Source organism: Rhodococcus sp. G6(2025) (assembly GCF_058628105.1).
Genome location: NZ_CP179750.1, coordinates 2005995 through 2029683 on the forward strand (window position 1 = coordinate 2005995; position 23689 = coordinate 2029683).

At 69.5% G+C, this 23689-nt stretch carries 15 protein-coding genes; 7 read left to right on the forward strand and 8 right to left on the reverse strand.

What is annotated here, in order from left to right:
- Positions 1-10 precede the first annotated feature (10 nt).
- From ACLIVD_RS09025 to ACLIVD_RS09035, 3 genes are all read right to left on the reverse strand, one after another.
- Positions 11-322: a hypothetical protein gene (locus tag ACLIVD_RS09025; RefSeq protein WP_491932325.1), complete on the reverse strand. Its 312-nt coding sequence runs from the start codon at positions 320-322 to the stop codon at positions 11-13.
- A gap of 184 nt (positions 323-506) precedes the next feature.
- Positions 507-935 carry a hypothetical protein gene (locus ACLIVD_RS09030; protein WP_491932326.1) on the reverse strand — a complete coding sequence of 143 codons (429 nt, stop codon included), beginning with the start codon at positions 933-935 and terminating at the stop codon, positions 507-509.
- 9 nt (positions 936-944) lie between these two features.
- Positions 945-4163 (reverse strand): heterodisulfide reductase-related iron-sulfur binding cluster, encoded by a 3219-nt coding sequence (locus ACLIVD_RS09035; protein WP_491932327.1) that lies wholly within the window; start codon positions 4161-4163, stop codon positions 945-947.
- Positions 4164-4783: 620 nt separating this feature from the next.
- Between ACLIVD_RS09035 and ACLIVD_RS09040 the strand changes: the two genes are divergently transcribed.
- From ACLIVD_RS09040 to ACLIVD_RS09055, 4 genes are all read left to right on the forward strand, one after another.
- A complete protein-coding gene (locus ACLIVD_RS09040; protein ID WP_283333483.1) occupies positions 4784-5215 on the forward strand; it encodes a hypothetical protein in 432 nt (143 codons plus the stop codon).
- Between the two features lie 290 nt (positions 5216-5505).
- Positions 5506-6177: a DUF8020 domain-containing protein gene (locus ACLIVD_RS09045; RefSeq protein WP_491932328.1), complete on the forward strand. Its 672-nt coding sequence runs from the start codon at positions 5506-5508 to the stop codon at positions 6175-6177.
- Between the two features lie 351 nt (positions 6178-6528).
- Positions 6529-7269 (forward strand): DUF8020 domain-containing protein, encoded by a 741-nt coding sequence (locus ACLIVD_RS09050; protein ID WP_283333485.1) that lies wholly within the window; start codon positions 6529-6531, stop codon positions 7267-7269.
- A complete protein-coding gene (locus ACLIVD_RS09055; RefSeq protein WP_283333486.1) occupies positions 7266-7967 on the forward strand; it encodes a DUF8020 domain-containing protein in 702 nt (233 codons plus the stop codon). Before ACLIVD_RS09050 ends, ACLIVD_RS09055 begins: the two co-directional genes overlap by 4 nt.
- Before the next feature lie 431 nt (positions 7968-8398).
- Here the strand turns inward: ACLIVD_RS09055 and ACLIVD_RS09060 are convergent, their stop codons facing one another.
- The 5 genes from ACLIVD_RS09060 to ACLIVD_RS09080 all read right to left on the reverse strand — a co-directional run bounded on the left by ACLIVD_RS09060 (position 8399) and on the right by ACLIVD_RS09080 (position 16469).
- Positions 8399-9709: a S1 family peptidase gene (locus ACLIVD_RS09060; RefSeq protein WP_491932329.1), complete on the reverse strand. Its 1311-nt coding sequence runs from the start codon at positions 9707-9709 to the stop codon at positions 8399-8401.
- A gap of 237 nt (positions 9710-9946) precedes the next feature.
- Positions 9947-11266: a S1 family peptidase gene (locus tag ACLIVD_RS09065; protein ID WP_283333488.1), complete on the reverse strand. Its 1320-nt coding sequence runs from the start codon at positions 11264-11266 to the stop codon at positions 9947-9949.
- Between the two features lie 112 nt (positions 11267-11378).
- Positions 11379-12545 carry a hypothetical protein gene (locus ACLIVD_RS09070; RefSeq protein ID WP_283333489.1) on the reverse strand — a complete coding sequence of 389 codons (1167 nt, stop codon included), beginning with the start codon at positions 12543-12545 and terminating at the stop codon, positions 11379-11381.
- A 155-nt stretch (positions 12546-12700) separates the two neighbouring features.
- Positions 12701-14644 carry a LuxR C-terminal-related transcriptional regulator gene (locus ACLIVD_RS09075; protein WP_491932330.1) on the reverse strand — a complete coding sequence of 648 codons (1944 nt, stop codon included), beginning with the start codon at positions 14642-14644 and terminating at the stop codon, positions 12701-12703.
- A 7-nt stretch (positions 14645-14651) separates the two neighbouring features.
- Positions 14652-16469 (reverse strand): Hsp70 family protein, encoded by a 1818-nt coding sequence (locus tag ACLIVD_RS09080; protein WP_491932331.1) that lies wholly within the window; start codon positions 16467-16469, stop codon positions 14652-14654.
- Between the two features lie 358 nt (positions 16470-16827).
- Between ACLIVD_RS09080 and ACLIVD_RS09085 the strand changes: the two genes are divergently transcribed.
- The 3 genes from ACLIVD_RS09085 (at position 16828) to ACLIVD_RS09095 (ending at position 23689) form a co-directional block, all read left to right on the forward strand.
- Entirely contained in the window at positions 16828-20181 is a 3354-nt protein-coding gene (locus ACLIVD_RS09085) for an IniB N-terminal domain-containing protein (RefSeq protein ID WP_491932332.1), read from the forward strand.
- 170 nt (positions 20182-20351) lie between these two features.
- Entirely contained in the window at positions 20352-22196 is a 1845-nt protein-coding gene (locus ACLIVD_RS09090) for a dynamin family protein (RefSeq protein ID WP_280780843.1), read from the forward strand.
- A complete protein-coding gene (locus ACLIVD_RS09095; RefSeq protein WP_280780844.1) occupies positions 22193-23689 on the forward strand; it encodes a dynamin family protein in 1497 nt (498 codons plus the stop codon). Before ACLIVD_RS09090 ends, ACLIVD_RS09095 begins: the two co-directional genes overlap by 4 nt.

Below are 23689 nucleotides of genomic sequence, written 5' to 3' on the forward strand. Positions count from 1 at the left end.
AACCGGCCGGTCACCGCGCGAGCAGAGCCTCGCAGGAACGCGCCGCGCACGCGCACGCCTGAACCGTCGCGGTGTCGATGGCCGGGCGTCCCGCCTGGGATCGCCAGAACCGAAGGGCCGTCAGCGCGACACGCGAGATCTGCTCGGGGGCGGCGTCGGCGCGCGTGATGCCCCCGTCCGCATCAGCCGAGGCGCCGACCCTCGTTGTCGCGCCGACCAGTGTGCCGGTGAGAATGACACCGAGGTCGGGTATCCGGGGATGGATGGTGGCGGCCAGCGCCGCCGCACTCGTCCTCCTCGGTGCAGCGCGGCGGCCGCCCAACTGATCGGCCAGGACGACACACCCTCGGCGACAACCACCACAACCTCGTCCGTCGAACAGGCCTCGTCGGCCGGCGAGACCAGGCAGGACGACACCCGGCAGGAGTACACGGTGCAGAACCTGCCACCCGCCCAGCCGATGGGCGGCGGAATGCCGGGATACGGCGGCGCCGAACCGCGGTAGGTCAGACCTCGGTGAGTGCGCCGGCCGACAGTGAGGCGTAGATGAGCATGAACACGAACAACATCCAGCCCGCACCGTGCCAGATCGGCCACCGGCCACCGGCCCGCCACACCCGGTAGGTCTGCACGAAGGCTCCGACCCCGCCCAGGAGCAGCAACGCGGGTGGGCCGAAGACGAGGACGTACTTCTCCCCGCCGGCACACTCCATCATCGACTCGGCGCAATCGCCGGACCCGATCGACATCCACGCGACCGAGAGGAGCGCAACGACGACTGCACCGCCCATCACCGCCACCGTGTAGGTGGCGGCGCGGCGAACGGTGAGATCGGCGCCCGAATTCATCATGTCGGAGGGTACTCGGTTCGCAACGCGGGCCGTCACGGAAAACAGCAGCGCCCCACCGATCACGGTGGGGGCGCTGCTGTTCACTGCTGTCGGCTAGCTCTTCCGGCCGGGTGCCTTCGCGCCTGCCTTGAAACCGAGTCCGCCGGGCTTGGCCGGCGGCGGAGCCTTCACCGTTTCCGGTGCCTTGCCGTTGGATCCGTCGCCGTTCGACTCCTCGACCTTCGGAGCCGCGGTCTCGGTTGCCTCGACCTTCGGCGCTTCAGCTGCGGGAGCCTCCGCCTTTGGTGCTTCGGCCTTCGGAGCTGCGGCCTTGGGGGCCGCGGCCTTTCGGGCTCCGGGAGCCTTGGCGCCGCTCTTGAAACCGAGCCCACCGGCCTTCGCCGCCGGGGGAGCCTTCGGCGCCTCGGCTGCGGGGGCCTCCGAAGCGGAGGAGGTGTCGGCGACCTGCGGTTCGGCAGCCTGGGGTTCGGCGACTGCCGGCTCGGCGGGAGCATCCGCGGGAGCGGCCTTCGCGCCGGGAGCCTTCGCCTTGCCCTTCATCTGCAGACCCTTGCCCGGTGCCTTGGCGCCGGACGCGAGTCCGAGTCCCTTCGGCTTCGCCGCGGGGGCGTCCTGAGCAGGGGTTTCCGCTGCGGGAGCCTCTGCCGCCGGTGCGTCGGCAGCCGGAGCGGCGGCCTTCGCGCCGGGGGCCTTGGCGGCACCCTTCATCTGCAGACCCTTGCCGCCCGGTGCCTTCGCACCGCCGGCGAGTCCCAGACCCTTGGGCTTGGGTGCCTCCGCTGCGGGCGTCTCCGTACCGGCAGCCTCGGCTGGAGCGGGAGCGGCCTTCTTGGCGCCGGGAGCCTTCGCTCCGCCTGCCATGCCGAGTCCCTTGCCGGGTGCCTTGGCGCCGGGAGCCTTCGCCCCGGGTGCCTTGGCCAGGCCCTTCATCGCCAGGCCCTTGCCCGCCGGAGCTTCCGTGGCGGCCGGCGTTCCAGCGGCCTCCTCGACCTCTTCGACGCGCTCCTTCTCGATTACCTCGGCCGTGGCCTCGGCTGCTGCCGGCGATCCGGCCGGTTCGGCCGGCTTCTCGCGGGGAATGACCTTGATGTTCTCGCTCAGCTTCTCGGGCTCGAGACGCGTGATGGACGAGAGCATCAGCTGGGCGACGTCGACGACCTCGACGCCCTCGCCCTGGCCGGACTCCTGGCGAGCGGTGACACCGTCGGTGAGCATGACGCGGCAGAACGGGCAGCCGGTCGCGATCTTCTTCGGATCCGTGCTGAGCGCCTCGTCGACCCGGTCGATGTTGATGCGCTTGCCGATGTTCTCTTCCATCCACATGCGGGCACCACCGGCACCACAGCACATGGACCGTTCGCCGTGCCGGGGCATTTCCTTCAACTTGGCGCCGGAGGCCTCCATCAGCTCGCGGGGAGCGTCGTAGACCTTGTTGTGGCGGCCGAGGAAGCAGGGGTCGTGGTAGGTGACGTCCTCCCCGACGGATGCGACCGGGATCAGCTTCTTCTGACGGACCAGGCGGTTGAGCAGCTGAGTGTGGTGAACCACCTCGTAGTCGCCGCCGACCTCCGGGTACTCGTTGCCGAGGGCGTTGAAGCAGTGCGCGCAGGTGACGACGATCTTGCGCTTGCGCTGCTCGACGCCGTCGAAGACCGAGTTCAGCAACTCGATGTTCTGCATGGCGAGCTGCTGGAACAGGAATTCGTTTCCTGCGCGGCGAGCGGAGTCACCGGTGCACGTCTCGTCGGCGCCGAGGACCATGAACTTCACGCCGGCGGTGGCGAGCAGCTCGGCGACGGCCTTGGTGGTCTTCTTGGCCCGGTCCTCGTAGGCGCCGGCGCAGCCGACCCAGAACAGGTACTCGTAGTCCTCGAAGCTGTCGGCATCCTGGCCGAACACCGGGATCTCGAAGTCCATCTCACTGATCCAGTTGAGACGGTCCTTGGAGTTCTGACCCCAGGGGTTGCCCTTGTTCTCGAGGTTCTTGAACAGGCCGGCCAGCTCGGACGGGAACTCCGACTCGATCAGCACCTGGTAGCGGCGCATGTCGATGATGTGGTCGACGTGCTCGATGTCGACGGGGCACTGCTCGACACACGCGCCGCAGTTGGTGCAGCTCCACAGCGTCTCGGCGTCGATGACCGGGGCCAGCTCGCCTTCGACGGTCTCGCCGACCAGCTTGCGCTCGGCCTCCCGGCGCGCAGCCTCGGGGATTGCGGCCAGTTTGGTCTCGTCCACGGCGCCGTCGCCGTCCACCAGGCCGATCTCGTCGCCCCCCATGTCCTTGCGGCCACCGGCCAGCAGGTACGGGGCCTTCGCGTAACCGTGGTCACGCAGCGAGGTGATCAGCAGCTTCGGGGACAGCGGCTTGCCGGTGTTCCAGGCGGGACACTGCGACTGGCAGCGCCCGCACTCGGTGCAGGTGGTGAAGTCCAGCCAGCCCTTCCAGGAGAAGTCCTCGATGTTGCCGGCGCCGAACGTGTCGGTATCCGGATCGGCGTCCTCCATGTTGATGGGCTTGCCACCCGACATCATCGGCTTGGCCGCACCGAGGGCGACGTCGCCGTCGTCCTCACGCTTGAAGTAGATGTTCGCGAACGCCGCGAAGCGGTGCCAGGCGACACCCCAGGTGATGTTGCGTCCGACGACGTAGAGCCAGATCATGCCCGACATCAGCTTGACGAAGGCGAAGAACGCGACCATGTTCGGGCTCGCGGGCAGCAGCTTCGCGAGGTTCATCGTGAAGAAGTCGGTCCACGGGTTGGCGTGGCCGTAGGTGGCGATCTTGCCAGCCTTCACGAAGATCATGCCCAGGCCTTCGATGAGGACGACGGCCTCGACGAAGTACGCGGCCTTGAAATCGGAGCCACTGAACCGGGACAGCCGGGCGGGCACGCGGGGGTGATTGAGCTGGCGGATCACGATCAGCGTGGTGATACCGATGACCGTGCCGAGGCCCAGGATCTCGTCGATGAAGTGGTAGACGGCGGTGTTACCGACCAGTGGCCAGTGGAACGCCGGGTCGAACGTCTGCCCGTACGCCTCGAACCACACGATGGCTCCGAGCATGAACCCGACCATGACCAGCCAGTGAGCCCAGCCGACGGTGCGGAACTTGCTCATGCGGGTGTGCGCGATGAACTCCACACACATCTGCTTGAAGCGCGGGAAAAAGGGACGCCATCGGTCCGGGGCCGACTGGCCGATCCGGACGACGTTGACCATCTTCAATGCGCCAGTGATGAAGGAGAACCAACATACGAGGCTCAGCAGCACGCCGATGGTGCCCAACGTGATCGTCAGGGCATTCATGTCGCGGCCTTTCGTTTCAGGGCGGCAGGGCGGCCACCTCGGGACTGCTCGTGATCCTAACGCTTGCTAAGTTACCCGCTAGTAACTTATTCAGTGTACCTGCGGGTAACTTACCGGCGCTCAGCGGGATCTCTGCAGCTCGGGCGCCGATGGGGCATGTGGTGCATGCCACAATCGGACTTTCTGTTCGCCACGTTAAAGGGTCGGAATCGCGGCGTTCACCCAAGGTCGCCCTAACTTCGGCCGGCTGCCGCCGGAAGCGGTACCCGCCTGCTTCGCGAGAGGGCTCCGACGGTCGTTTTCGTCACGAATTCGACGCGTTTGCATTGCGACCGGATAACGATGGGCAACTATTTCGGGTGCTCACGTCGACGCTGCCGAAATCCGTCCCGGGTGAGGTAATTCAGGCCGTGCAATTCGCGCGAATTACACCCATTCGAATCGCTACTGATCGGTAACTTGCGGGTGTGATGAATTTTTCGTCAATGAACATTTCGGCCGTGATTCCGCTGTTACTCTGAGCGTGTTTTCCGGCCCTGGCCAGCGGTCACACGGGGGGCCGAGCAGTGCACTTCGATCACACCAGAACTTCGTCGGGACGCTCCTGAAATGAGGCATCAATGATCGTGAGACAAGCTGCAGTCACGGCAGGGATGGCGGTCGCCGCCATGGGGCTTGCTGCCGGAGTGTCACATGCGGGACCGGTTCCGGCGCCGGCGCCGGCCGTGACGTCCACGGCACCCGGGACGCTTCCGTTCAACGACGTCGCGTCCCGTGAGGAGAACGACAGGGCGTTCGCCCAGTTCGGTGCGCAGGTCGGCATCGCCGTCACGGTCGGAAGCCTGGTCGGAACCATTGCTGGAGCCGGAATCGGCTGTATCGCAACACTTCCCGCTGGCTGTGTCGCCGGACTGGTGACCGGAGCCGGTATCGGCGGGGTTATTGGAACCATCGTCGCCGGCGGCCCGACTCTCGGCGTCAGCGCATATCAGTTGTGGGAGACGTACAACGCCGCTCCGGGGACGTCGATGTACGCGGACAGGGACGAGTAGGGCCCCTCGCATCAGCGCCCGGCCCCGTCGTGTCCTGCACGGCGGGGCCGAGTCGTGTGTGGGGCCGCTCAAAGAAACCGACCGGTTCCCCGCTTTCTGTAGGAATAACGACACCAGCGACTGGTGCCATTCTTCAAATTCGGTCGGAGTCCCGTCCCGGGGCGAAATTTCATAACCCCTCGCCGACTATTATTTCGGCACTTTTCTCGAGTCGAGTCTCAATTGGGATCTATCACATCAGCAAGTTACTGTTTAGCAACGGATGGGGTTGGACTTATAAGGGGAACCGAATGAAGTTGCGTCGAGTCGTCACGACATCGGCTTTGGTGGCGAGTATCTTCGCCACAGGATCTGGGCTTGCGATCGCTGATCCGGCCGAGCCTCAGGGGCAGATCGGCTACGAGACTCACGTTGAGGATCGTGCCGTCGTCACGAAGATCGATGCAGGTGCATTCGTCGTGTCGTCGGATGGGCAATCTGTTGCGCTCGAAGACGGTGCTGGAAATGCCGTCGTCTCGCTGCCCCTCGCGTACCGGTTCGACGGTCTGCAGTTCCCTTTCGAAGAGAAGGTCAGCGATGACGGTAAGACGCTCACGTTGACGCCGGTCATCGATCGCGCACAGGCGACGCCGATCGCAGACGCTGATCTCCCGCTGCACGATGTTGCTTCGGTCGAAGAAAACACCCGTGCGCAGGCCAATTTCGGTCAGCAACTTGCACTGGCCTCTGCGGTCGGTGGGCTGGCCGGCACTGTCGTGGGAGGCGCGATCGGATTGGTCGGCCTGATTGCGGGGCCTGTGGCGCTGGCGACCGTCCCGGTGTTCGCGGCAGTCGGCGCAATCGCCGGAACCGTCGTAGTCGGTGGGCCGACGCTCGTCATTGCGGGTATCCAGCTGGCCCAGACGCTTGCGGCGCCCGAGGGCACCACGATCTGGGCGAAGAACGACAAGAAGGCGAAGTAGCCAGTTGTCAGGGCGCAGGCGCCCAGGAGAGGTGTGAGAATCCATGGCGGAACTGTTTGGCATCTTGGCCGACATCTTTGGCTACGTGATCACAATCGTGACGGTCGGACCGAAGCTGCTCTGACGTCTTCACGAGAGATGTGAGCAGGGCCTACCTGCATGGCGAAGTGGGTGAAGTAGCCGCACCCCGCAGTACCTCGAACCGCCCGCCTCCCTTCGGAGGCGGGCGGTTCGTCCTTGTGCGGCCTCGCGTAAGTGAACCTCGTCACACCGGCGGAGGTGACCTGCCTGGTGAGCCCATGCTTAGGCTAACCTTCGTCCGTCACAGCGCTGCTCTCGAAACGGATCTCGATGAACCTCCGACGGTTTACTGCCACCTCCCTGCTCGTCGTCGCGGCGATGGGTGTCGGGGCGGCCACGTCATACGCTGATCCGGCCGCCGCACCCCAGCCGGGTACGGAACAGGGCATCCCGAACATCAACTACCAGACCGCCCGCGACGGTGACGCCGCTGTGGCCACCCTCGACGCCGGCGCCTTCTCGATCAACGCCGCGAACGACACCGTCGACGTGGTCGACGACGGCGGCCGCGTCGTCGCGTCCATTCCCACGTTCTTCCGGGTCGACGACCTGCAGCATCCCTTCGCCGTTACGGTCGACGAGACCGCTCGCGTCCTGAGACTCGCCCCGAACATGGATCCGTCGGCAGCGACCCCCGTCCCCGTGTCGGAGCGGCTGACCCTCGACGACGTCGCCGCACCGCAGGACAAGCAGGAACGCGACGACCGCGCACTCGACGACTTTCAGCAGCAGCTCGGGATCACGAGCGCGATCACCGCGATCGTCGCCGCCATCATCGGCGGGGCGATCGGTTGCGCGATCGGTGTCATCCCCGGCACGGCCGCGTTGGTGATTCCATTTCTCGGCCTCGCCGGCCCGGTGGCCGGGTGCATCGGAGGTGCGCTGATCGTCGCGCCCGTCGTCGCGCTTGCCGGCACCATCGTCGTCGGTGGTGGCGCCCTGGTGGTTCTGGGAATCCAGTACTTCAACACCATCAACAGCCCGTTCGTCGCACCGGAACCCACGGCATGAGCGGCCGGTTCGCACGGAACCTGCGGGCCGTCACCGGAGCAGTGTTCCTCGTCGTCGCGGCACTCGGAATCTCCGCGGGGACCGCACACACAGCTCCACTGGCGCAGCAGGATTCGTCCGACATCGGCTACGAGGCGCACGCCGAGGGGGAGTCCGTCGTCACGTCGATCGACGCGGGCGCCTTCCGGATCACCGACACCCGGGAAGCGATCGAGGTGGTGGACGACGGCGGCAAGGTGGTGGCTGCGCTGCCGCTCACGATTCGCGTCGGCGACGCCGTCTATCCGATCGACGCCGACCTCGACGGGCGGACGGTGACGCTCACCCCACACGTTCCCGCCGACGTCGCGTCGGCCCTGAAATCGGTTGCGCAGGACGGTTTCGACACTCAGGAAGAGCGCGACGATTCGGCTCTCGCCGACTTCAACAGCTACCTCGGTTACGCGACGCTGATCGGCGGTCTGATCTTCGGTGTGATCTTCGGTGCCGTGGGTCTCGCGGTCGGGTGCGGCCTGTTCGCCGTGACCGTGATCGGCACGCCGGTCGGGTGCCTCGGCGGGCTGCTGGCGGGATTCGCCGCCGGCGGGCTGGCGGGAACCATCTTCGTGGGCGGCGCCGCACTGGTGATCCTCGGAATCCAGTACCTCGTCACCATCAACACGCCGTTCGTTCCACCCGCGCCCGAGCCCACCACCTGATCACTTCCCGCGCGCTCGGTAGCCGTCGAGGAAGGCCGCGACCCCGTCAGTGACGATCGCCGACGGCGCGGTCCGGCCTCCTGCCAGGCGTCGAGCGCGGCCTGCGGGAAGTGGGCAGCCTCCGCGTTGATCTGCCGAACCATAGCGAAATGGTCCGCGAAATCCCGGGTGGGGATCGTGACCCACTCACGGCCGAGTGCGACGAGGTCCGACTCGAGGTCGTTCACGTCACCGAGGTGGCGATCGATCATGTCCGTCTGGCTGTCGGCCACCCGCGTCGCGCTGTCCTCGATCACTGCGGAAAACAACTGTTCCTTGCACCACCCTGCGCGACGCGCGAGCGGTCCGGCCCTACGCGGCCCGAGTGCACGACCGACGACAACGGCCCGCCTCCCGAGAGGGAAGCGGGCCGCTGTCGCAGGCGGAGTGCGTTACGAGGTGCGCACGCGCAGACCCGGGTTCTCGGCCAGCACCTCGTTGATCGGCGTGGCGAACAACTCGGGGCTCTCGCCGAGGACGAACGTGACGACGTCCGCGACCTGGCAGATCGGGTACTGCCCGACGTTGGACGCGCTCGAGATTCCGAGTGCCAGCGTGCCGGTCACGATCGTGCCGCCGCTGTCGCCCTGCAGGGCGCACATGCTCGTCGAGAAGCTGTCGGCCAGCGTGCGCTCACCGACCGAGACGGTCTGTGCCACGGACGTGACGACACCGCACGTGAAACCGGTGGTCAGACCCGACTTGCACACCGGGGCGCCGACAATCGGGTCGGCGGTTCCGGTGATGGCGACCGGCGCGGCGCCGGGAACCCGGACGCCGTTGTTCTCGAACCGGCGTGCGGCGCTGTCGTCGGCCCGGATGATCGAGTAGTCGTGAATGTCCAGGCTGGTCTTGGCGAACGTGCCGATCCGCGGACCGGTGCCACCCGGGACCAGAGAGAACGCCTCCGACGCCTCCGAGGTGCCGGCAGCCTCCCGGTTGGGGTCGCAGTGTCCGGCCGTGATGTTCACCGGGCCGCCCGAACTGTCGGTGCCGTTGAAACCGAGCGAGCAGCGCAGCCCGACTCCGCCGCCGAGCGAGCCGTACGCGTCGCCGCCCAGCAGGGCGTCGGCGGGGAGCGGTTCGGCGATGGGGGTGAGGTCGGTGGACGGCAGCGGAGCGGCCGTGGCGGGCGACTGCACGACGCGTGCGCCCTTCAGGAAGTCCGGAAGCTGCAACCCGCCCACGTTGTCGGCGCGGAGCACGAGATCGTTGTTCACGATGTCGATGGCCACACCGCGAACGAGATCCGCGACGGCGGGCGGCTGGGTGTCCAGCCAACCGTCGAGCGACTTCACCTGAGCCTGCAGGCTGCTCTCGCTCTGTGCCACATCCTTCACCTGGAAGCCGGCCTTCTCGGCCGCGGCGACCGCAGCGTCCTTGTCGGCGCCGTCGGCGAGCCCGACGATCGGGGTGCCGGCCTTGTCGAGCCAGGTTCCGGCGAACGCGTCCGGGAACTGGGTGCGGGCGGTCTTCGCGAACTCGGCCAGCTTCTGGCCCAGCTCGGAGTGCTCCAGGTACTGGTCCGGGCTCAGCGACAGATCACGCTGGATCGCGTCGATCAGTTCCGCGGGAAGCTTGCCGGCCTGGCCGGACACTCCGGGCTCGACCGGATCGGCCTGAGCGGAGGCGGCGACCGGGCCGAGGAGCAGCAGCGCGGCGGAGCCGAACACGGCGGCACGACGTGCGATGGAGCTTCGCATGGGGGCCTTTCTATTTTTGTTTGTTCGCAGTCGCCTCGCGGGCGCATACGAATACGACCCCCCGACAGGTAAGGCCGTACACAGTCGGAGTCGACTATATGGGTTCGCCCCGTCTATTCCCACCTGTAACACTCTCGGTGGACGACGCTGCAGGACAAAGCGGACACAAGGCCGGAACACACCTGTGCCCGGTGTCCGAGCGAACGGACACCGGGCACAGGGTGAAGCGGAGCAGAACTAGTCGGAGATGGTGCGCACGCGCATCCCGGATCCGAGCGTGTCCACGATGTCCGCGACGGGGATGCCGAGGCTGGCGGTGCCACCCTCCGGTGCCAGCACCAGGTTCGCCTCCGTGCAGTTGGGGGCGCCACTGGCGTTGGAACCACTGGTGATGCCCAACGCCAGGGTTCCGGTCACGATGGCGCCGCCGCTGTCACCCGCGAGGGTGCAGGCCGTGCCGGCGAAACCGTTGACCACGCGGCTCGAACCGTCGGCGACGAACAGTTGCGTCTCGACGTGATCGGCTGCCACCACACCACACGTGAACGACGACGTCTGACCCGACTTGCAGATCGGGGCGCCGACGACGGGCCGGGCGGTGCCGGTGATCTCCAGCGTGGTGCCGTTCGCGCCACGAACCGCGGGACGGTCCAGACCGGCCTTGACGCCGGCCTCGTTGAGCTTGATCACCGAATAGTCCAGCTTGTCGGCCGGGTTGCCCACCGACGACTTCGAGAAGGCGCCGATCTGCTGGCTGTCGTCGACGTTCTGGTGATTGGGAAGGAACACCGGCGACGGCTGACCCTCGGCAGGGTTGCAGTGTCCGGCGCTGATGTTCACGGCCTGGCCGCTGTCGTCCACGGCGTTGAAGCCCAGCGAGCAGACGGAGATCTCCGAGATCGGCGTCTTCGGCAGCTCACCCGCGGTGGTGATGTAGGTGTCACCGGCGAGGGGACCGCGCTCCACCGGACCGCCGCCGCCGGGGCTCAGCATGACCTTGACGTTCGCGAGCAGCGTCGGCAGGTTCAGCGCCTGGCCGATGGGGCTGTTGACGACGTCGATGACGACGCGGTTCTCGAGGACGTCGATCGACGCGGAGTTGACCTGGGAAGCCACGTCCTTCGGCAGTCCCGCGATCCAGCCGTTCACGTCGGAGAGGGTCTTCTCCAGGCCGTTCGCGGACACCGGCGCAATGCGGGTGTCGTACCCGGCCTTGGCTGCGGCGTCGGCGGCCTCGTTCGTGGTGACCGCGACGACGGGCTGGCCGTCGAGGCCGATCCAGGCCCCGGCGAAGTCGTCGGGATGCTGCTCCCGGAAGTCCTCGGCGTAACTGCCCAGCTCCTGTGCCTTCGCGGCGCGGTCGAGGTACTCCTGCGGGCTGATCTTCAGGTCGCGGGTGATGGCCTCGACGAGTTCGGCCGGCAACTTGTCGGCGCTCAGCTGAGTGGTGTCGGGCTGCGTAACAGGGTCGGCCTGGGCGGCAGTGGAAAACGGAAAGAGAAGAAGCATTGCCGAGGCGCCTACAACAGCGGCGCGGTGCGCCAGCACGTTACGCATGAAATCCCTTCTGCACGGAATCCGTTCACTGAGGATTCCTTCTGGGGTGGGTATCAGCGCCCCACCTTAAGCTACGGACGAGTCAGACGGTCGGGGAGGTGTGACCAGAGCCTCACTCACCTGGGCTTTTGAGAGCAGGCTTTGCGGGCGTGGTCGTGGTGGTGGTCGCGGCCGCGGGTTCCTTCAGCGTCGTCGTCGTGGTTGTTGTTGTGGTGGTCGTCTCCGGCGTCGTCGTCGTGGTCGTAGCGGCGGTCGTCGTCGTGGTGGTGGTCTGCGTGACCGTGGTGGTCGAGGGAAGCGTGATCTCCGGCGTCGTCGTCGAGGGCGGAGGCGGCGGCACGAACACGGATGTCGTCTCCACCGGTGCAGGCGGCGGAGCGACCGGGACGGGGGCCTGAACCTCCGTCGTCACGGCCACCTCCTGCGTGCTCGCCGTCGGCAAGACAACGGAAGCGGCCGTCGTGGGTCGTGCGCTGGACGTCGTCACCGACGCGGTCTGGGCGTCCTGGATCGTCGGGACCGCGGTGCTGCCGTTGCCGGTGAGCGCGAACGCGAGCGCCCCACCTGCCACCACCAGTGCGGCCGCGGCGACACCGGCGATGATCAGCGGCCGACGGTTCGTGCGCTTGGCGGGTGGCGTCGGTGTACTCGTGGGAGCGGACGCCTCGGTCTCGGCGGGCGGATATGCGGCAGCGGCCGCGGCTGCGGCTGCGGGCACCGCCGTCACCGCGGAGTACGCGGTGTGCATCGGGGCCTCGACGACCGGAATCGACTCGGTGTCGGCGCTCGTGTCCTCGTCGGTCAGTGCCAGCCCGGCCGCCAGCAGTGCCGCGCCGTGGGCCGGGGACTCCGGCGAGGCGGCGAGCGCCACCGACTCCGGGATGAGTGTCGCCTCGCCCAGGCCCATGTAGTCGAGGGATTCGCGCAGTTTCGTGACGATCTCCGGCGCCCAGTCCGACGGATGGGTCGCGGTGACCTTCACCGTCCCCGACAGTCCGTCCGCGGCCTCCCTGAAGAGGCAGAACATCGCCGTCGCGACGAGGTCCTCGGCGCGGGTCAGCGAGCCCGCGTACTCGATGCCCGCGGGCTCACCGACGCGGGCCAGGAAGTCGCGGACGGCGCCGGTCGATTCCGTGCCGGGGTCGCCGAGCTGAACCGTGCCGTCCGGGGCCGTGAACAGGACAGACGGGTGTTCGATCGTCCTCACGTCGGTTCCGGAAGCGGTCACCACCGCTGTGGAAACCGCATCGCCGACGGTGAGTCCGACTCCGGTGGTCATGAAAGATCCTTACTGGCACAGTTCGAGGGAGTGCGTCATCGCACCATGTGCACAGTGTGTCGCCTGCCGCAGTCGAATGGTTACACCGGGCGCTGCTGTGCCTCCGGCGCCCGTGAGTACTTATTAACCACCCGCGGTTAATAAGTACTCACGGGTCAGGAGTCGGCGGAATACCCGTGGCCCATCGCACGCAGCATCGACAGCAGCTCGGACCGCGACCCGGCGCCCAGCCGCCGCCGGATCCGCGCGACGTGGTGCTCGATGGTCTTGGCGGAGATGTAGAGGCGCGACCCGATCTCCCGGTACGTCAGCCCCTGGACGAGCAGTTCGGCCACCTCGGCCTCGCGGTCGGTGAGCGATCCCGGTGTGCTCGGACTCGACACGACTGCGGAGTCGGCACCGTTGCCCGCGGACGTCGGCTGCCGCAGGGCCCGCGCGACCTGGAGCAGCGTGGTCGCGACCCTCGTGTCGGACGCGCGCAGCGCGGCTTCCCCCGCGAGGCGCGCACCGTCCCACGGCAGGCCGATCCGGTCGAGGGTGCGGGCCGCGTCCTCGACGGACGCGGCGTCGATGTCGCCCTGCAGCACGCGCAGCCAGGCGCGACCGGCGGTGGCGAGCCCGGACGCGTACGTGCTGACCTTGGCAGCATCGCCGAGTGCGCGGGCGTGGGGCATCAGGTCTGCGGGGCATTCGGCGAGGATCGAGGCCTGCACGCCGTACCAGTGCAGCGCCGAACCCCACATCGCCGGCTCGCCGAGCGTCCGCAGCAACGATTGCGCGTCCTCGACGAGGTGGGTGATCCGGGCGGGTTCGCCGACCCGGATCGACGTCAGCCACAGTTCGCCGAGCGGCAGCAGGCTCAGCAGGTCCACCGAGTACTCGGCGAGCACGCCCTGCGCGCCCGCCCAGGCCTGGAGCAGTGCCGCGTTGTCGCCGGTGCGCCGGGCCAGCCCGACCCGCAGGCCGTGGACGAACAGCAGATCGCGTTGCCGCATCGACGCGGCGTCGAGGCCGTCGAGCCGGGACTGCGCCGCGGCGAGGTCGCCGCGGACCATCGATGTCCAGGCGGTGAGCAGCTGATGCCGGTTAGCGGTGACACTGCCGGGCCGTTCGGTTTCCCGTGCCCGGGCGAGGACGGCGTCCGCGTGGGCGAGTTCGCCGCAGTGGAGCGCGGCGAGGGCGGTGATCGCGGCGGGCGAGTCGGGCAGCACCCGTGGCCGGGACGCGCGACCGGGCAGCGACAGCGCACGCGTCAGTGAGTTCAGTGCGGCGTTGGCGGACGCGGTCACCGATTGGACGAGTCCGGTCGCGACGAGTGCGGCTCCGGCGGTGGCGGCGGTGGGGGGTGCGCCCGCGCTGGTGGCGAGGACGGCTTCGGCGTCGTCGAGTCGCCCTGCCACCACCAGGACGGAGGCCGCGAGGGAGGCGTCGGCGCCCGCCCGGTCGGCGCCGAGCCAGGCGTACAGTTCGGCGCTGCGATCGATCATGCCGCAGAACGCGGCGCCGGCGGCCGAAATCCTGACCGCCGCAGCGAGTTCCGCATCGCCGACGGTGCCGGGCCGTTCGAGGACCGAATCGGCCAGGCCGACCGCGGTGTCGAGGTCGCCGTTCAGGGCGCTGGCCTCGGCGTATGCGACGACGGCACTGTCGCCGAGCCTGCCGACCCGGCAGGCTTCGGAATACAACGCGACGGCGGTGGCCGGTTCGGCGAGTTCGGCCTGGGCGCAGAGAAATTGGCTCAGATCGTCGCTCGGTGTGCCGGTCGCGGCGATCGCGCGGGCGACGGGAAGCGTGAGCGTTCCGCCGTCGACGTGATGGGTGAGCAGGCGGCGAGCGAGCGTGGTCAGCCGGTTTTCGCCGAGCGTTGTCGTGAGATGCGTGTGGTCCGCCAGAACCAGCGCGTCCCGTTCGTCGACCCAGCCGTCCGCGCGGAGCGCGTCGACAGCGGCGCGGGCACGGTCGGGTTCGACGTCGAGTACTCGGGCGACCACGGTCTCGTCGAGGTCGCTGCCGAGCAGAACCAGTGCGAGAGCGGACAGTTGCGGGCCGTCGAGCTCCGCGAGTTCCGTGGGAGGAAGCGGTGAGGGCAGCGTGGACACCGGTGCCCTATCCGCCGTTGCCGAGGACGCCGGGCACCAGGCCGGTGACTCCGCCGACGACGCCACCGACCGTGTCGCCCACTCCGTTGACGGTGTCACCCACCGCGCCGGCGCCGCCGACGATGGTGTTGGCGATCGCGGCGCCGCCGTCGGTCTGGGGAACGCTCGGGGCCGGAGCGGGGGCAGGTGCGGGCGCGGGAGCCGGGGCAGGTGCGGGTACCTCGGCCGCGGGTGCCGGTGCGGTGCCGGGCGCTGCAGCGACCGGTGCGGCCGCGGCCGGTGCGACGGTGCCAGGTGGGACGGTGCCGGGTGCGGCGATCGGGGTCGCGACGCCGGCCGCGGTGCCGGGGACACCGGTCGCGGCGGCGATGCCCGCCGCCTCGGTGCCGGGAGTGGTGGCGCCCGTCGCGGCGGCCTCGGCAGGAACACCGGACGTGGATGCCGCGCCCGCCGACGTGCCCGACGACTGCGACGTGGTGGAACCCGAGCTGGACGACGACGGTGCGCTGTCGAGGGCCGTGCCGAGCGACAGCCCACCCGCGGCGAGCAGGGCGATGGCCGCGGCGGAGGCGGTGATGATCCCTGCCTTCTTCTTCCGCGACATTCCGGTGGCGGCGGGCTCGCCGAGGGTCGGTGCGGGGGTGCGGGCGGCGAGGACGACGGTCTCGGCGTCCGGCTCGACGGTCGGGGCGGCGACGGGCGCTGCAGGTGCCGCGGTGGGCACGACGACCGGCATCCGCGCGACGGTCGGGGCGGCGGCGCGTCCCGCGTCGTTGTCGGCGGCGAGTAGGGCGGCGCCCAGGGCCGCGGTGTGGCCCGGACGTTCGGCTGCGACGACGGGAACACGCAGTTCCGCCGACAGGAGTTCGGCGACCAGCGGGATCGCGGCGCTTCCGCCGGTGAGCACCACCTGGGTGACGTCGCTGGATTCGAGGCCGGCGGCGTGGATGCTCTCGCGCACCAGCGTCACCGATTCCTGCAGGGACGCGCGGATCAGGTCTTCGAGTTCCGAGCGCACCAGCCGCACGTCGGTGGAGATGCCGGGCAGTTCGATGCCGATGGTGGCTTCGGTGTCGGAGGACAGCGCCTCCTTCGCCGCGGTGCAGCGGGTCCGCAACCGGGTGAGGGCGGCGACCGTGTCGGGGGCGAACGGGTCGATGTCGCCGAACTCCTCGGCGACGTTGCCGAGGACGTACTGCATGGTGGCGTGGTCGAAGTGGGCGCCACCGAAGTCCTCGGACCGCACCGGCTTGCCGAGGACGCCGGTCTCCGTGCCGTGTGCGTCCGAACGGAAGAGGGTGATGTCGAGCGAGGTGCCGCCGAGGTCGTAGATGACGGTCAACGCGTCGCCGAGAGTGCCGCGGGTCCGTTCGAGCCACGTCATCACCGCCTGCGCCTCCGACACCAGGGTCGCGTCCGTGACGCCGGCCTGCTCGAGCGCGTCGGCGAGGACACCGACGGTGTACGGCGGCCAGACGGTCGGGTGGGCGACGACGGTGGTCGGGAGGCCGTGGCGGCCCGACGCGGCCTCGTGCACGATGCAGCTCACGGCGGTGGCCACCAGGTCTTCACCGGAGTAGGTCGAGCCGTCGTCGGTGAGGATCCCGACCGGGTCGCCCACGCGGTTCGCGAAGTTGGACACCGTCACCGCATCGGGTTCGCTCGCGTCGTCGCCGAGGACCGGAGCGCGATCGGGGGAGAGGTGGAGAACACTGGCGCGGGACAGGACGGTGAGGTCGGCGGCATCCGTCACGCTCGCCCCGTCCGTGTCGACGGCGGCCACCGTATTGACCGATCCGACACCGATGCCGAGCGCTGCAGCCATCTTCCACTCCTGTGGTCCGGGCGGGCGTCACGCCGCCTGCGTCAGGCGGACGGTGCCGCCGTCGTATGTGACGGCCGAAGCCGTCGTGGTCACTCGAATTGTCGCGTGGAGCGGCCGTTTCGTTACGCCGACTCCGCTGGTCGACGGCAGTTACGGGGCCGATCCCCTAATGGCCCCCTATCCCCTAACGGGGAGGCCCCGACCCCCGATGGGAGATCCCCGATACCGGGGTCCCCGAGTAGGGGGCGCCGCCCCGTTGGGAAGGGGGCCGCCGATCCATAACGTGTATTTCACTCGCCGTCACAGCAGTTGTGGTGGCCACCCGAACTCCCCGAACCTCGACTACAGGAGAGCTGCCATGGCTACCAACGCCGTCCTCGACTTCATCCTCGGCCTTCTTCGCGACGAGCAGGCTGCGGCTGCCTACTGCGCCAACCCGACCGAGGCGCTGTGCGCCGCCGGCCTGCAGGGTGTGAGCCACGCGGACATCGTGTCCGTTGCTCCGCTGGTCGCGGAGTCGGGACTGTTCGCAGGCGGCGGGGCCGACCTGGCCGCGATCGTCAACGCCGGTGCCGACGTCGCCGGTGACGTCGCGGGCGGTGTCGGCGCAGGTGTCGGTGGCGGCCTGGGCGGCGGCCTCGGTCTCGGCGGCGGTCTCGGCGGTGCGGTCGGTATCGGTGCCGGCGCAGGCCTCGGTCTCGGTGCCGGCCTGGGCGGCGACTTCGACTTCGCGGCGGAACTGGCTGCCGGCCTCAGCGCCGCACTCGGTGCCGCGCTGGAGATCGGCGGCGAGATCGGTGCGGAGCTCGGCGCCGCGCTGGGTGCGGCCCTCGACGCAGCACTCTCCCTCACCGGTGGCCTCGACCTCGGTAGTGCCCTCGACCTCGGCGCAACGATCAGCGGGGCCCTCGGAGGCGCCCTCGGGTTGGGCGCCGACCTGACGGCGCAGCTCGCCACCACCCTCACCGCGGCGATCACGGCCCTGCCGGTGGTCGACGTGGCCGGTGGTCTCACCGGGATCCTCGCCCCCGCCCTGTCGATCGGCGGCGACCTGGGCGCCGAACTGGGTGCGGCTCTCGGTGCCGCCCTCGGAAGCGTCGTCGACCTCGGTGGCAGCCTGGACGGTGACATCCTCGCCGGACTCGGTGGCGGCCTCGACCTCGGTGCTGTGCTCGGAACGACCCTCGGCGGCGTGCTCGGTGTGGACGCCGGTCTCGGCGGCGCGCTGGGCGGTGCGCTCGACGCGGCGATCGGCGCAGGCGGCGGACTGGGCGCCACCCTCGAAGGCCTGCTCGGCGGTGAACTGCTCGGTGACGTCGCCGGCTCGCTCGGCGGAGTTCTCGGCACCGACCTCGGCGCGGTCCTCGGTGGCGCTCTCGGTGGTGTCCTCGGTGCGGGCGGCGACCTGAGCGCAGACCTCGGTGGCGCACTCGGCGCGACGCTCGGTTCGATCGCGGACCTGGGCGGCGGACTGGACCTCGACGCGATCCTCGGTGCGGGCGGCAGCCTCGGCGGTGCGCTGAGCGGACTGCTCGGCGGTGAACTCGGAGTCGGCGGCGACCTCACCGCCGGTCTGGGTACCGCGCTGGACGCCGTTCTCGGTGCCGGTGGCGGACTCGACCTCGGCGCCGTTCTCGGTGCCGACGGCGACCTCGGCGGTGCGCTGAGCGGCATCCTCGGTGGCGTTCTCGGCGCGGGCGGTGACGTCAGCGGCGATCTCGGTGGAGCCCTGGGCGGTCTGCTCGGCGGCGCCCTCGATCTGGAGGGTGGCCTCGGCGGCGCCCTGTCCGGCGCACTCGACAGCGGACTGGGACTGGACGCCGCGCTCGGCACGGTCCTCGGCGGCGCCCTCGGCCTGGACGGTGGCCTGGCCGCCGAACTGGGCAGCACCCTCGACGCCGTGCTCGGCGCGGGCGGAGTGACGGACATCGACCTGGGTGGTCTGCTGGACGGCGGACTGGACCTCGGGCTGGGCGCCGACCTCGGTCTCGGCGGGGAACTGACGTCGGAGCTGACGACGGCGCTGAGCGGGGCCCTCGGGCTGGGCGGCGAGGCAGGCGCGAACCTGGGCACGGTCCTGGGTGGCGCTCTGGAGAGCGGCCTCGGGCTGGGCGGTGTCCTCGACACCGGTGCCGACCTGGGAACCACCATCAGCGGCGCGCTCGGCGGAGTGCTCGGAGTCGACGGTGACGCCACCGCCGGTCTGGGTGCGGCCCTCGACGCGGTGCTCGGCGCGGACGGCGGAGTCGACCTCGGCGGCGTGACCGACCTGGGCGGCCTGCTCGGCGGTGCGTTCGGTGTCGGTGGCGGCGCGGGCGCCGACCTCGGCGCGGCGCTCGGCGGCGTGCTCGGCGGTGCGCTGGAGACCGGCGGCGCCCTCGACCTCGACAGCGTTCTCGGCGCGGAGGGCAGCATCGGCAGCACGCTGGGCACCGCGCTCGGCGGCGTCCTCGGAGCCGACGGCGATCTCAGCGCGACCCTCGGTTCCGCACTGGAGACGGCTCTGGAGGCCGGTGGCGGACTCGATCTGGACTCCGCTCTGGACGCCGACCTCGGACTCGGCGCCGCAGCAGGCGTGGGCGGCGCCCTGGACGGTGCGCTCGACGCGGGCACCGATCTCGCGGGTGGCCTGACGGGCGGCATCGACGGCGCGCTCGGCGGACTGCTCGACGTGGGCAGTGACGTCACGGGCAACGTGGGCGGCGCGGTCGGCGGCGGCGTCGCAGGCGGCGCGGACGCCGCGGCAGGCATCGGTGCCGGTGTCGCGGCGGGTGTCGGCGCGGTTGCCGACGCCGGAGCGGACCTGGGCGGCAGCCTCGGAACCAACCTGGTCGGCGGACTGGACACGGCCGGTGGCCTGGGCGCCGGTCTGACCAGCGGTCTCACCGGTGGTCTCGGTGGAATCTTCGAAACCGGTGCGGGCCTCGGCTCCGCACTGACCGGCAGCGTCGGCGGTGCCGTCGACGCGGTGGGCGAGGCAGGCGCGTCGGTCGGCGCGGTCGCCGACGCCGGTGCGAACGTGGACGCGAACCTCGGTGGCGCCCTGGACACGGCGGCCAATCTGGGTGGCACGGTCGGTGGCGCGCTGGACACGGCCGCGAATGTCGGCGGAAGCCTCGGTGGCACCGTGGATGCCGCGGCCGGAGTCGGCGGTGATGTGGCCGGTGGAATCGAAGGCGGCCTGGACAGCGCGGTCGACGCCACTGCCGGACTGACCGGTGGCCTCGATGCCACCACCGACGCGGTCACCGGCCTCGGCGCCGGATTGTCCAGCGGCGTGGGTGGCCTCGGATCGCTCGGCACCTCGGTCGGAGGCGCCCTCGACGGTGCGGTCGGCGGAGCGGTCGACGGTGGAGCCGCAGTGGGCGGTGCCGTCGACGGCGGAGCGTCCGCCGGCGGTTCGGTCGACGGTGGAGCGTCGGCAGGCGGTTCCGCCGACACGGACGCGACCACGGACGGTTCGGCCGACCTCGGTGCGGTCGGCGGGGTCGTGGCCGACACCACCGGGTCGATCGCAGGCGGACTGGGGTCCACCCTGGGCGGTGCCGTCGACACCGGCGCCGACACCTGGTCGTCGATCGACGCCGACAACGCGTTCGGCGCCGACTCGGGCCTGCACGCCGACACCGACGGCTCGCTGTTCGGTGACACCGACACCTCGGTGGCCACCACGCACGACGTCACGGACGTGGTCGATCACCTCGAGCCGTGATGAGACGGCGGTTCCGGCATCCCCCAGACGGGGCGGCCGGAACCGCCGTACGATGTAACGAAATCAGCCCCGGACGCGTTATGCGTGCGGGGCTGTTTCACAGTCGGGTGTCGGTGCACTGAACGTGGTGTCCGCACAAAGGTCGGAAGAATTGCGGGTCAACGAAGCTCATGGACAGTGCAGCCGCCGAGAAGAGTCCAGCCGGGTCCCAGTCGATGACGGCGTTGCTCGAGCAGGCGCTGGACGTGGCGAAGAGGTTCGGTCGCGGCGATCTGGCGCAGCGCCTCGACTCGGCCCGGACCCGGGTGCAGGACCCGCGGATGCGGATCGTGGTGGTCGGACCGCTCAAGCAGGGCAAGAGCCAGTTCGTGAACTCCCTCCTCAACCTCACCGTGTGCTCGGTGGGCGACGACGAGACCACCGCGATCCCCACCGTCGTCCAGAACGCCGAGACCGCGTCGGCGGAACTGGTCCTCGCCGATCCGGGTGCCGACCCGATCCGGGTTCCTCTTCCGCTCGACGAGCTGAACGGCATCACGCCGGCCTCGCCCCGCGCCGAGGGCCGGGAGGTGCTGCGGGTGGAGGTCAACGTCCCGAGCCCGCTGCTCGCCGACGGTCTGGTCCTGGTCGACACGCCCGGCGTGGGCGGTGCCGGCAACCCGCACGCCGCGAGCACCCTCGGGCTGATCCCGGCGTCGGACGCCGTGTTCGTTCTGTCCGACGCCAGCCAGGAATTCACCGAACCGGAGCTCGGCTTCATCCGCCAGGTCACGAGCCTGTGCCCGTCGGTGGCGTGCCTGATCAGCAAGACCGACCTGTACCCGCACTGGCGCGAGATCGTCGAAGCCGACCGCGGGCACCTCGCGCGGGCCGGTCTCGACGTTCCCCTGATCCCGATCTCCTCGGTGCTGCGTTCGCACGCGCTGCGTCTGCAGGACGAGGAACTCAACACCGAATCCGGTTTCGTCGACCTGTACGCGTTCCTGCGCGAGCGGGTGGTGGCTCGGGCGGAGGCGAACACGCGGCGGGCCGTGTCGCTGGACGTGTCTTCCGCGGCCGAGCATCTCACTTTGGGGATCGGCAGTGAGCTTGCCGCCCTGCGTGATCCGGCGAAGGGCGTGGCCGCGGTCGCCGAACTGCAGAAGGCGAAGGCCGCCGCCGAGGAGCTGCACAAGAAGACGTCGCTGTGGCAGCAGACGCTGGGCGACGGTATCGCCGACCTGGCCGCGGACATCGATCACGACCTCCGGGACCGGTTGCGCCGCGTCACCCGGGAGGCCGAGGAGACCGTCGACGAGGGCGACCCCGGCAAGGACTGGGACGCGCTCGGTCAGTGGCTCGAGCAGGAATTCGCCACCGCGATCGGCGACAACTTCGTGTGGGCCCACGACCGTGCGCTGTGGCTGGCCGAGGTGGTGGCGCAGCACTTCGCCGAGACGGGTGCCGTCGAACTGCCGCACCTGGACGTCGCGAACGTCGACGGTGTCCTCGAACCGGTGGCCTCGCTCGCGGACCTCGAGGCCGGACGCATCGGCATCACGCAGAAGGTTCTCGTCGGGATGCGCGGGTCGTACGGCGGCGTCCTCATGTTCGGTCTGATCACCACGATGATGGGGATGGCCCTGGTCAATCCGATCTCGATCGGCGCCGGAGTCCTCCTCGGCACGAAGGCGTACCGGGAAGACAAGGAGAGCCGGATCCTGAAGCGGCGTGCGGAGGCGAAGGCCGCTATCCGCCGGTTCGCCGACGACGCCAGCTTCCAGGTGGGCAAGGAGTCGAAGGATCGGCTCCGGTCGATCCAGCGCTTGCTGCGCGACCATTTCAGCGCGATCGCCGAGCAGGCGTTGCGGTCGATCAACGACTCGTTGCGAGGCGCGCAGGAGGCGGCGAATCTCGAGTCCACCGAACGGACCCGCCGGATCGCGCAGCTCGAGAAGGATCTGCACGTCGCATCCGAATTGAAACAGCAAGCCGCGAAACTCGTCGCAGGCGACGCGGGAGCGGTCACGGCATGACGGCCGCTCCACTTCACGAGGCCCGGGCACTCATCGCGTCCGCCCGGCAGTTGTACGCGGGCAGACCCGAGATCCGGGATCAGCTGACCGAATGTGCCCGGCGACTGGAACAACCGCTGCGGGTGGCTCTGGCCGGTTCGCTGAAGGCAGGCAAGTCCACTCTGCTCAATTCCCTGGTGGGACAGGACATCGCGCCCACCGACGCGACCGAGTGCACCCGCGTCGTCACCTGGTACCGCAGCGGGTCGACGCCCACCGTGACGGCGTGGTACCAGCCGGACAACGGTAGCGGCGCTCAGCGTTCCGCCAACGTCCCGGTGCTGCGCCGGGACGGACATCTCACGTTCGACCTCGGCCACCTCACCGCCGACCAGGTGGACCGTCTCGACGTGGAGTGGCCGTCGTCCGCCCTGGCTCACACGACGATCATCGACACCCCGGGTACGTCCTCGCTGTCGCGGGACGTCTCGGCCCGCACCCTCGAGATGCTCACCCCCGACAACGAGGCGTCCGGCGCCGACGCCGTGGTCTACCTGCTGCGCACGCTCAACGCGACCGACGTCCAGTTCCTGGGTCAGATCGGCGACCACGTGGGCGACGAATCGGGACCGCTCGGTGTGGTCGGTGTCGTGTCGCGGGCCGACGAGGTGGGGGCGGGACGCCTGGACGCCATGATGTCCGCGAAGGAAGTGGCGTCCCGGTTCGCGGGCGAACTCGAGCGCACCGGGCTGTGCCAGGCCGTGGTCCCCGTCGCGGGTCTGCTGGCGCTCGGTGCCCGCACGATGCGTCAGGCCGAGTTCACCGCGTTCCAGCATCTGGCCGAGGTCCCGGTGGACGACCTGAACCTGGCGATGCTGTCGGCCGACCGGTTCGCGCGTGAGGACAGTCCGCTTCCCGTGGACGCCAAAATGCGCGCTCAGCTGGCAGACCGCTTCGGTCTCTTCGGGATCCGGATGGCCGTCACTTTGATCCGGTTGGGCACCAAGGACTCGCCCACGCTGGCCGCCGAACTGGTGGAACGCAGCGGCCTCGACGAATTGCGTCAGGTGATCGACATCCAGTTCGGGCAGCGGGCCGACCAGTTGAAGACCCATTCGGCGCTCGTGGCACTCAAGCGGGTGCTCACGGCGCATCCGGTGCCGGGTGCGGGCGAGATCCTGATGTCGGCCGAACGGCTGCTCTCCGATGTGCACGGTTTCCAGGAACTGCGGCTGCTCGGGCGGCTGCGGTCCACCGAGGTGGGGTTGCCCGCCGACGACGTGGCCGAGTTGCAACGCCTGATCGGCGGATTCGGGATCCAGATCGCCGAACGACTGGGCACCGACGGCGACGACTCCGTGGAGTTGCAGCGGATGCGGGCACTTGCCGCGGTGCGGAAGTGGCGCGAACGGGCACGCCACCCGTTGCTCGACCAGTTCACCGCGCGGGCCTGCACCGTCGCCGCCCGCAGCGCGGAAGGTGTTCTGGAGGAACTGAACACCGTCCGACTGTAG

Coding starts and splice junctions, on each gene's coding strand:
- ACLIVD_RS09045 (WP_491932328.1), top strand. CDS start 5,506: ATGAAGTTGCGTCGAGTCGTCACGACATCGGCTTTGGTGGCGAGTATC.
- ACLIVD_RS09050 (WP_283333485.1), top strand. CDS start 6,529: ATGAACCTCCGACGGTTTACTGCCACCTCCCTGCTCGTCGTCGCGGCG.
- ACLIVD_RS09055 (WP_283333486.1), top strand. CDS start 7,266: ATGAGCGGCCGGTTCGCACGGAACCTGCGGGCCGTCACCGGAGCAGTG.
- ACLIVD_RS09080 (WP_491932331.1), bottom strand. CDS start 16,469: ATGGCTGCAGCGCTCGGCATCGGTGTCGGATCGGTCAATACGGTGGCC.
- ACLIVD_RS09035 (WP_491932327.1), bottom strand. CDS start 4,163: ATGAATGCCCTGACGATCACGTTGGGCACCATCGGCGTGCTGCTGAGC.
- ACLIVD_RS09090 (WP_280780843.1), top strand. CDS start 20,352: ATGGACAGTGCAGCCGCCGAGAAGAGTCCAGCCGGGTCCCAGTCGATG.
- ACLIVD_RS09095 (WP_280780844.1), top strand. CDS start 22,193: ATGACGGCCGCTCCACTTCACGAGGCCCGGGCACTCATCGCGTCCGCC.
- ACLIVD_RS09065 (WP_283333488.1), bottom strand. CDS start 11,266: ATGCGTAACGTGCTGGCGCACCGCGCCGCTGTTGTAGGCGCCTCGGCA.
- ACLIVD_RS09085 (WP_491932332.1), top strand. CDS start 16,828: ATGGCTACCAACGCCGTCCTCGACTTCATCCTCGGCCTTCTTCGCGAC.
- ACLIVD_RS09060 (WP_491932329.1), bottom strand. CDS start 9,709: ATGCGAAGCTCCATCGCACGTCGTGCCGCCGTGTTCGGCTCCGCCGCG.
- ACLIVD_RS09040 (WP_283333483.1), top strand. CDS start 4,784: ATGATCGTGAGACAAGCTGCAGTCACGGCAGGGATGGCGGTCGCCGCC.
- ACLIVD_RS09070 (WP_283333489.1), bottom strand. CDS start 12,545: ATGACCACCGGAGTCGGACTCACCGTCGGCGATGCGGTTTCCACAGCG.